The organism is Pseudonocardia sp. NPDC049154, assembly GCF_040648315.1.
Classification (GTDB): Bacteria; Actinomycetota; Actinomycetes; order Mycobacteriales; family Pseudonocardiaceae; genus Pseudonocardia.
On sequence record NZ_JBEZDN010000203.1, the window covers coordinates 1 to 8433 of the forward strand.

General features: G+C 75.0%; 10 protein-coding genes and 1 pseudogene. 6 read left to right on the forward strand and 5 right to left on the reverse strand.

The window, feature by feature from the left end; translation table 11 throughout:
- Positions 1-212: 212 nt before the first annotated feature.
- Complete coding sequence (locus tag AB0B41_RS41730) at positions 213-623, reverse strand: GNAT family N-acetyltransferase (RefSeq protein ID WP_358212592.1); 411 nt, start codon at positions 621-623, stop codon at positions 213-215.
- A gap of 527 nt (positions 624-1150) precedes the next feature.
- Between AB0B41_RS41730 and AB0B41_RS41735 the strand changes: the two genes are divergently transcribed.
- The 5 genes from AB0B41_RS41735 to AB0B41_RS41755 all read left to right on the forward strand — a co-directional run bounded on the left by AB0B41_RS41735 (position 1151) and on the right by AB0B41_RS41755 (position 5614).
- Positions 1151-2806 carry a helix-turn-helix transcriptional regulator gene (locus tag AB0B41_RS41735; RefSeq protein WP_358212594.1) on the forward strand — a complete coding sequence of 552 codons (1656 nt, stop codon included), beginning with the start codon at positions 1151-1153 and terminating at the stop codon, positions 2804-2806.
- Positions 2807-2899: 93 nt separating this feature from the next.
- Positions 2900-3745 carry a class I SAM-dependent methyltransferase gene (locus AB0B41_RS41740; RefSeq protein WP_358212595.1) on the forward strand — a complete coding sequence of 282 codons (846 nt, stop codon included), beginning with the start codon at positions 2900-2902 and terminating at the stop codon, positions 3743-3745.
- Between the two features lie 59 nt (positions 3746-3804).
- Complete coding sequence (locus tag AB0B41_RS41745) at positions 3805-4278, forward strand: GNAT family N-acetyltransferase (RefSeq protein ID WP_358212597.1); 474 nt, start codon at positions 3805-3807, stop codon at positions 4276-4278.
- The gene (locus AB0B41_RS41750; RefSeq protein ID WP_358212599.1) at positions 4275-4982 is read left to right on the forward strand and encodes a MerR family transcriptional regulator; all 708 of its coding nucleotides are present in this window, start codon (positions 4275-4277) and stop codon (positions 4980-4982) included. Before AB0B41_RS41745 ends, AB0B41_RS41750 begins: the two co-directional genes overlap by 4 nt.
- A gap of 80 nt (positions 4983-5062) precedes the next feature.
- The gene (locus AB0B41_RS41755) at positions 5063-5614 is read left to right on the forward strand and encodes a dihydrofolate reductase family protein (protein ID WP_358212601.1); all 552 of its coding nucleotides are present in this window, start codon (positions 5063-5065) and stop codon (positions 5612-5614) included.
- Here the strand turns inward: AB0B41_RS41755 and AB0B41_RS41760 are convergent.
- Genes AB0B41_RS41760 through AB0B41_RS41775 form a run of 4 tightly spaced genes read right to left on the reverse strand, consistent with a single transcriptional unit; the run spans position 5602 to position 7918 of the window.
- Positions 5602-5946: an MmcQ/YjbR family DNA-binding protein gene (locus tag AB0B41_RS41760; RefSeq protein WP_358212602.1), complete on the reverse strand. Its 345-nt coding sequence runs from the start codon at positions 5944-5946 to the stop codon at positions 5602-5604. The two genes, AB0B41_RS41755 and AB0B41_RS41760, sit on opposite strands and share 13 nt — an antisense overlap.
- 50 nt (positions 5947-5996) lie before the next feature.
- Complete coding sequence (locus tag AB0B41_RS41765; protein WP_358212604.1) at positions 5997-6710, reverse strand: alpha/beta hydrolase; 714 nt, start codon at positions 6708-6710, stop codon at positions 5997-5999.
- Positions 6711-6746: 36 nt separating this feature from the next.
- Complete coding sequence (locus AB0B41_RS41770) at positions 6747-7580, reverse strand: hypothetical protein (RefSeq protein ID WP_358212606.1); 834 nt, start codon at positions 7578-7580, stop codon at positions 6747-6749.
- A gap of 56 nt (positions 7581-7636) precedes the next feature.
- On the reverse strand, positions 7637-7918 hold the full coding sequence (locus AB0B41_RS41775) for a hypothetical protein (RefSeq protein WP_358212607.1): 282 nt from the start codon (positions 7916-7918) through the stop codon (positions 7637-7639).
- Between the two features lie 297 nt (positions 7919-8215).
- On the opposite strand from AB0B41_RS41775, the pseudogene AB0B41_RS41780 reads away from it, so the two are divergent.
- Positions 8216-8433 (forward strand): annotated as a pseudogene (locus AB0B41_RS41780) (hypothetical protein); the annotation flags it as partial.

Sequence of the window (8433 nt, forward strand, 5' to 3'; positions counted from 1 at the left end):
CGGTGGGCCTCGGCCTTCGCCTGCTCCAGCCGCACGAGGAGTTCCGCACAGTCGGGGGCCCCCGCGAGACGGGGGCGCGCGAGGGCGGCGGGGGGGGCCGCCGCCCGGGGGGCGCGGGGCCGGGGCCGCCGGGGGCGGCGCGGGCCGGCTACGCCGGCACCGCTCGGCTCGCTCGCTCCTGCCTCCGGCCCGCTCGCGGCCGGCGGCACCGGCTACCCGGCCCTACCTGGAGGGGCGACCTGACGCATGTAGGCGGACTCGTCGACCGCGAACCCACGGCGCGCATAGAACGCGACCACCTCCGGTGCAGCAGCAAGTGCGACGTGACCCGCTCCGCTGTCAGCCGCCCACGCGGCCAGCGCATCGGCGAGGGCGCCGCCGAGCCCGAGCCCCTGTACCTCAGGGCTGACCACCACGTCGACCATGAACAAGTACGCGGCACCGTCACCCACGAGCCGACCCATCCCGACCGGAGCGCCTTCGCCTGTCACACCGACCACCGCGTACGCAGAAGCCATCAGCGCGCGGCTGCACCGGTCTACGTCAGGGCTCGGCCAGCCCACCGACCGTCGTAGCTCGACGTACTCCTCGACTGTGGGCCGCCGGGACACGATCTGCCACATCACGCCATCTTCATGCATGCGGGCGCCGCCCACACCCGACACCGCTCGCAGACGGGGAGTGCTGGTCTCCTCACGGCGCGCCGAGACGGCTACCGGGCCGAGGGCCGGGCCACAAGGCGGGACAGCGTGCCTTGCAGCCCACCCCTCGCCCCGGCAGGGTGGAACCCGCGCCGCGAGGAGACCAGCACGAGGGCGACCCGTGACGTGGAAGAACCACGCCGAAGTGGATCCCCAGCGCAACAACAGGCCAGCAACAAGCAGGGGTCAACGGCGGTCAATCTCGGGCACCCATGACCGACCCTGCTCGCAGGTCAGAGCCACCTTCCTTGCCCGTCCCGCTGGTTCCCAAGCTGAATACGCGGGTTCGATTCCCGTCATCCGCTCTCATCCCGAAAGCCCAGGTCAGAGGATGTCCACCTCGGACCTGGGCCTTCGTCGTACCGGGATCGTCACGGCCGGGCTGGCCCCGCCGCCGTCGACCGGCCACACTCGGCTCCGCCACCGGCCCGCGGAGAACGGCCACAGCGATGAGCACCGTGAGCGCACTGTCCCGAGCGCGGGCGGCTCTGGCCCGCCGTTCGTGGGGCAAGGCGTACGCGGACCTCGCGAGGGCCGACGCCGCCGCCCCGCTCGACGCCGACGGCCTCGAGATGCTGGCGCTGGCCGCGTACCTCACCGGGCGCGACGAGGAGGCCACGGGCGCCTGGACCCGCGCGCACCAGGACGCCGTCCGACTCCACGACCCGCACCGGGCCGCCCGCGCCGCGATCCGGATCGCGTCGGGCCTGACGTTCCGCGGGGAGTCGGCACCGGCCACCGGGTGGTTCGCCCGGGCCCGGCGCGTCCTCGAGGGGTGCGACGACTGCGCGGAGCACGCGTGGCTGCGTACCTGGGACGCCCTCACCCAGATGTGGAGTGGCGACCCGGAAGGCGCGCAGCCCGCGCTCGCGTCGGGTGTCGCGGACGGCGGGCGCTTCGACGACCGCGACCTCTCGACGATGTCCCTCCTCGGCGAGGGCATGTGCATGCTCCTGCGGGGCGATGTGCGCGGCGGCCTCGCCCTGCTCGACGAGGTCATGGTCGCAGTCACCTCGGGGGAGGTGTCGCCGCTGCACGCCGGGATGGCCTACTGCACGGTGATCGCCGGCTGCGCCGAGGTCTTCGACCTGCAGCGGGCCCGGCAGTGGACCGCGGCGCTGACCCGCTGGTGCGACGCCCAGCCGGATCTCGTGCCGTACCGGGGCAACTGCCTGGTCCACCGCTGCGAGCTGCTGCAGCTCGAGGGCGCGTGGGGGGCCGCCGTGGCCGCCGCGCACCGGGCGTGCGAGCTCCTGGCCGGTCCGGTCCGGTGGGACACGCTGGGCTCGGCGTACTACCAGCTCGCCGAGCTCCACCGGCTGCGCGGCGAGTTCGCGGCGGCCGAGGAGGCCTATCGCAGGGCCGCTCGGGCCGGACGTCGGCCGGAACCGGGTCTGGCCCTGCTCCGGCTGGCGCAGGGACGCGTCGACACCGCGGCGGCGGTCCTGCGGCGCGCCCTGGCGGAGGACGAGGATCCGCCCGCCCGAGCCCGGCTGCTCCCGGTGCAGGTCGAGGTCGCGGTCGCGGCGGGCGATCTCGCGTCGGCCCGCGCCGGGGCCGAGGAGCTGGACCGGATCGCGGAGCTCCTCGACTCCTCCTCCCTGCGGGCCGTGGCGGCGTCGGCGGCGGGAGCGGTGCTGCTCGCACAGGGCGACGCGCGGTCGGCCCTGCGGAGGTTGCGGGTCGCCGCGGACGTGTGGCGCGGGCTCGACGCCCCGTACGAGTCGGCGCGGGTGGGGGTCCTGATCGGACTGACGTGCCGGGCACTCGGCGACCAGGAGACCTCGTCGATGGAGCTGGACGGCGCCCGGGCGGTCTTCGCGCGGCTGGGCGCCCGACCGGACGTCGAGCGACTCGGCAAGCTCGTGACCCGGGCCGCCGACCGGGCGCGGGGCCGCCTGACCGCGCGCGAGATCCAGGTGCTGGGCCTGGTCGCCTCCGGTCGGACCAACCGCGCGATCGCCCGCGAGCTCGGCCTGTCGGAGCGGACCGTGGCCCGCCACGTCCACAACGTGCTGACCAAGCTCGGCGTGCCGTCGCGCGCCGCAGCCACCGCCTACGCGTACGAGAACGGCCTCCTCGAGCGGTCCGCTGCACAGAACTGACCATCCGTCCGGCGCGCGCTGGATCGGATGACCGACGCCGCCGGCTCCCCGCCCGCCTACCGTCCGCCGTCCTCGGAGCTCAGGGAGGCCGACATGACGGATCTGGAGCAGGACCACGCGGGGCGGGCCGCACCCGTCGAGGCCTGGGACGCGATCGCGGCGCTGTACGACGAGCACGTGGCTCCCGGCGAGGTCGACGTCGCCGCGGCCGGTCTCCGGCTCGCCGGGGTGCGGGCGGGCGACGGGTTCCTGGACGTCGCCGCCGGGACGGGTGGGCTCGGCCTTCCCGCCGCACGGCTCGGCGCGCGAGTGCTGGCGACGGACTGGTCCCCTCGGATGATCGAGCGCTTCGAGGCCAGGGCGCGGGCCGAGGGGCTCGACGCCGAGGGCCGGGTGATGGACTGCCATGCCCTCGACCTGCGCGACGACACGTACGACGTGACCGGTTCGCAGTTCGGCGTGATGCTCGTTCCCGACCAGCCGCGGGCCCTGCGCGAGATGGTTCGCGTCACGAGGCCCGGCGGTCGCGTGCTCGTGATCGCCTACGGGGACCCGGCCGGGTTCGAGGCGTTCCAGTTCTTCCTCGGTGCCGTGCGGGCGGCGGTTCCCGGGTTCGCGGGGCCGGCCGCGGACGAGCCGATGCTCGAGTTCCAGGTGGCTGATCCACACGTCCTGCACCGGCGGCTGGTCGGCGCCGGGCTGAGGGACGTCACCGTCGCCACGGACCAGCAGGAGCGGATCACGGTGCGGAGCGGGCGGGAGCTGTGGGACTGGACGATCGGCGGCAACCCGGCCCCGGGCATGATCGTCGCCGACCTGACCCCCGAGCAGCGGGCCGAGATCGTCCGGGTTCTCGACCGGATGGTCGGCGAGCGCTCCGGCCGGGGGTGCTCGGCCGTGCTGACCGCGCCGCTCACCATCGGGGTCGGGACGAAGTAGCGCGCAGACGTCCGCGCAATCCGGTGTCCGGGGCCCGCGGGAGCGGGCAGCATGTGGGGATGCCCACCGTGCGCGCCTATTCCGCCGAGGACCGCGAGGCCGTGGTCGCGCTGTCGTTGCGGGCGTGGGAACCCGTGTTCGCGTCGATGGAGCGGGTGCTGGCCGGGTCGGGGGTGTACGAGGCCTACTACCCGGACTGGCGGACGGCGCAGGCCGGAGCGGTCGCGCAGGCCTGCGCCGACATGGAGGCCTGGGTGGCCGAGGTCGATGGGCGTGTGGCCGGGTTCGTCGCCCTGCACTCGCTCGACGACACGACCGGCGAGATCCACATGGTCGCCGTGGACCCGGCCCATCACCGGCACGGGGTCGGGCGGGCCCTCACCGAGCACGCGACGGCACGGCTGCGCGAACGCGGCAGCACGATCGCGATGGTCGAGACCGGCGGAGACGCGGGGCACGCGGCCGCCCGCGGGCTGTACGAGCACTGCGGCTACACGGCGCTGCCCTCCGTGCGGTACTTCCGCACCCTGTGAGCCGGCCGACCCGCACCCGCCTGCGCCCCGTGGACCTGGCCCGCGCCGCGGGCATCTCGACGCAGCAGGTCCGCAACCACGAGGACGCCGGCGTGCTGCCGCCGGTCCCGCGGACGGCGTCGGGCTACCGGGCCTACGAGGAGACCCACCTGCGCGCGCTGCTGGCGTACCGCGCACTGGCCGTCGGCCACGGCCATCCGACCGCGACGGCCGTGATGCACGCCGTGCACGCCGGCGACACCGCCCGGGCCTTCCGGCTGCTCGACGAGAGCCACGCCGGCCTGCACACCGAACGCCTGGCCACCGACGAGGCCGCCGCCGCCCTGGAGGTGCTCGCCGGGGCCGAGCCACAGGCACCACCCGGCCCGCCCCTGTCCGTCGGCGAGCTCGCCCGGCGGCTCGGGGTGCGGCCGTCGGCCCTGCGGGTGTGGGAGGCCGCTGGGCTGCTCGCGCCGCAGCGGGAGCAGATCGGGCGCGCCCGCCGGTACGGGGCCGCCGACATCCGGGACGCGCAGATCGTCCGGCTGCTCCGGCAGGGTCACTACCCGTTCGCGCGGATCCGCCCGGTGCTCGACGGGCTGCACCGGACCGGGAGCCCCGAGGCGCTCCGGGCGGCCGTGGCGGAGCGGCGAGCCGCCCACGACACCCGTGCCCGCGCCATGCTCCGCGGCGCCGCCCTGCTCCACGCGTTCCTGGGGCCGTGACGTCCGTCGGGGACGCCGATGAGTTACCGGGTGTCGGGCGGTCGACAGGGGGACATCCGAGGCAGGAGAGGACGGCACCCATGCGCGAGATCGTGGTCAGCGAGTTCATGACGCTCGACGGCGTGATGGAGGCGCCCGGCGGCGAGCCGACGCACCCGCACACCAACTGGGTCCCCGGGCACGCCACGCCCGAGCTCTTCGAGTTCAAGTACCAGGAGGTCGTCGAGGCCGGCGGGCTGCTGCTCGGCCGCACCACCTACGAGAGCTTCGTGGGCTCGTGGCCGCAGCGCGAGGGGGAGTTCGCCGAGCGGATGACGGCTCTGCCCAAGTACGTGGCCACCTCGCGCCCGGAGGAGCTGACGTGGAACGCGCGCCCCCTGGTGGGCGACGTCGTCGACGCGGTGGGCGAGCTGAGGAAGGGCGACGGCGGGCCGCTGCTGGTCAACGGCAGCGCCACGCTGGTCCGGACCCTGCTCGCCGCCGGGCTGGTCGACGAGCTGCGGCTGCAGGTCTTCCCGGTCTCGATCGGCGGCGGGCTGCGGTTCTGGCCCGAGGACCAGGTGAAGGTGTCACTGCACCTGACGGACGTCACCCGCTTCGGCGACGTCGTGGCCCAGACCTACCGCGCCTGACCGTCACGGTCGCGCACCAGGCGGGCGGGTGCCTTCCGCCGCCACGCCTCCTCGACGAGCTCGACGAGCTGGGCCGGCTCGACCGTCGCCAGGTCGACGAGGATCGAGCCGTACCCGTCGTAGTGCGGGGTGGTGAAGAAGGCCGGGTCGCCCGAGGCGAGCAGGGCCTCCTTCTCGTCCATGCCGCACACCAGCATCAACCCGCCCTCGGCCTCGGTGCGCAGCCGGGCGAAGCCCTTGCCGCGGACCTTCAGCGCGGGTGTGCCGTACGAGGTCGACACCTCGGCCTCCGGCAGTGCGGTCGCGATCGCCACGACGTCCTCCCAGGTCATGGGACGATCCTGGCGGACCGGATCACCCGCCGTCGTGGAGAAAACGGATCTCAGGCCGGGGTGTTCGCGGCCAGGAACTCCGCAACGGCCTTCTGGGCCATCGGGATGCTGTCGGGGTCCTTCCAGGTCTCCAGCAGCGACGCGTTCGGCGCCAGCCGCGCCAGGGTGCGCGAGGCGGCCTGCGGGTGGAACTCGTCGTTGCCCATGAGCACGAGGATCGGGGTGTCGAAGCGCTCGACGTCGGCGTCGGAGACGCTCCACAGCACGTCGTCGCCCCCGTAGAGGTTGTCCCGGAAGCCGGCGAGGTCCTCGGCGGGGATCCCGCGCTCCTCGCCCCAGCCCTGCACCATCTCGTGGAACCGTCCGCGGTTGTCGGCCAGGCCGATGGGCTGCAGGGCGACGGCCGCCGTGATCCGGTCCGGCGCCGTGCGCAGCAGGTGGGCGATGAACGCGCCGCCGATGCACATGCCCAGCACGTGCGCCCGCTCGACGCCCGCGTGGTCGAGCACGGCGAGCTGGTCGGCGGTGTAGGTGTCCCAGCCGTCCGCGGCGGAGACCGGGCCGGAGGAGCCGCCGCCGGCGTTGCGCTGGTCCATCGCGATCACGCGGTAGAGCGGGGCGAGCTCGTCGATCGGGTTCCACGGGGCCCGCTGCCAGGCGTCGATCGTGGACCGGAGGCCGCCGGGGGCCAGCAGGAGCACCGGGAACCCGGAGCCCTGCTCCTCGTAGTGCAGGGTCACCCCGTCGCGGGTGAAGGTCGGCATCCGTGCTCCTCCGTGCTCCTCCGTGCTCCTCGGCACTCAGCGGACGTGCCGGCGCCGACGATGCCCGGTCGGGGGCGTCGGCGCATTCGCGAGGGCCACCACGCCCGCGACCGCGACGACGAGGCCCGCCGCGAACGGGACGATCCACCCGCTCCGGATCGGGTCGCCGAGCAGCACGATGCCCACGAGGCCGGGGGCGATCACCTCGGTCACCGAGAACACCGCCGTGACGCCGGCGAGGCTGCCGATCGCCAGCGCCCGCGAGTAGCAGGTGATCCCGATGACCCAGTACAGCCCGATCAGGTACGTCGCCGGCTGGCCGGCGAGCTGGCCGACGTCGAACGCGGCGTCGGGCGCGACGTGCACGGCGCGGACCGCGAGTGACGTCCCGCCGAAGCCCAGTCCCGCGATCAACGACAGCGGCCACGCGGCGGAGAGCCGCCAGGCCGCGATCGCGGCGACGGCCAGCGCCGCCACCCCCGAGGCCAGCACGACGATCGCGGTGCCGGAGAAGTCCGCCGGGGCCTCCCCGCCCGCGCTGCCCGCCACCACCCCGAGCCCGAGGACGCAGGCCCCGACGCCCACCCGGTCCACCACCCGCAGCCGGACGCCGTAGAGGCCCCACGTCGCGACGGCCGTCAGGGCGATGGACAGGCCGAGCGCGGCCTGCACCGCGAACACCGGCAGGTGCCGCAGCGCGACCACGGTGCAGATCCAGCCGAGGCCGTCGACCAGCAGGCCGGCCAGGTACATCGGCCGCAGGGCCAGGTGCGTGCGCGAGGAGCCCTGCTGCGCCGCCGCCGACTGCAACAACCCCGCCCCGCTGTTGAGGACGGTCGCGCAGAGGGCGAACAGCAGGCCGGTCAGCACGGATGCACGCCTCGGGCCACCTCACCACCGTGGCACGGCGGCGGGCGGCCGGCAGCTCATGCCCGGGTGTGATCCACCTCGACGACCGCGCGCGGGGCCGGGACCTCGAAGAAGCCGCTCATGAGCCCGCCGGGGACCGGTGCGTCCTCGTAGCGGGCGGCGCGGGCCTCCTCCAGCCGGGCCCGGGGCTTCTCGGACAGGTGCACGAACAGCAGGACGAACGCGGTACCGACCAGCGCGGGGATCCCGATCAGCAGCACCGGCCACCCGAAGGCGAGATACGCGACGACGACCGCCGCGGCCTCGAGACCGATCACCACTCCTGCCAGCCGACCCACCGCCGGTCCTCCCCACAACTCGATCTTCGCTCGGCGCCCTCGTACGGCGCCGCACCCGACTATCGGCCGGGGAGCCGGGGACGTCACGCCGAGTACGGGAGCCGAGACGCAACCGAGACCCGGAACGGGTGACGGGCCACCGGGAGGCCTCCTCCCGGCCATCCGGAGGACACCGACGCGGGCCGGCAGGAGTGGGGCGGAACGGGTCAGACCGGGGGGTCGACCGGGGCGGCGCTGCTCGGCGGGGCGGGGGCAGCGCTGCTGGTCTGCGCGCCGTCCGTCGCGGGGGGTGTGGAGGTGCCGGGGTCCGTCCCGGTACCCGTTCCCGTCCCGGTGCCCGTCCCACTGCCCGAGCCCGTCCCGGTTCCGGTCCCGGTGCCCGAGCCGGTGCCGCTGCCCGTGTCGTTGCCGGTGCCGGTCCCCGGGTCGGTACCCGAGGGCGGCGGGGGGTTCGAGGGGCCCGACGGCGGCGGCGCGGACGGTCCGGGCGCGGGCGCCGCGGGGCCCGGGGCGAC

What these genes read in the sequence shown, in the direction of transcription:
- AB0B41_RS41730 (WP_358212592.1), bottom strand. Translation starts at nt 623, where the DNA reads ATGTGGCAGATCGTGTCCCGGCGGCCCACAGTCGAGGAGTACGTCGAG.
- AB0B41_RS41735 (WP_358212594.1), top strand. Translation starts at nt 1,151, where the DNA reads ATGAGCACCGTGAGCGCACTGTCCCGAGCGCGGGCGGCTCTGGCCCGC.
- AB0B41_RS41740 (WP_358212595.1), top strand. Translation starts at nt 2,900, where the DNA reads ATGACGGATCTGGAGCAGGACCACGCGGGGCGGGCCGCACCCGTCGAG.
- AB0B41_RS41745 (WP_358212597.1), top strand. Translation starts at nt 3,805, where the DNA reads ATGCCCACCGTGCGCGCCTATTCCGCCGAGGACCGCGAGGCCGTGGTC.
- AB0B41_RS41755 (WP_358212601.1), top strand. Translation starts at nt 5,063, where the DNA reads ATGCGCGAGATCGTGGTCAGCGAGTTCATGACGCTCGACGGCGTGATG.
- AB0B41_RS41760 (WP_358212602.1), bottom strand. Translation starts at nt 5,946, where the DNA reads ATGACCTGGGAGGACGTCGTGGCGATCGCGACCGCACTGCCGGAGGCC.
- AB0B41_RS41765 (WP_358212604.1), bottom strand. Translation starts at nt 6,710, where the DNA reads ATGCCGACCTTCACCCGCGACGGGGTGACCCTGCACTACGAGGAGCAG.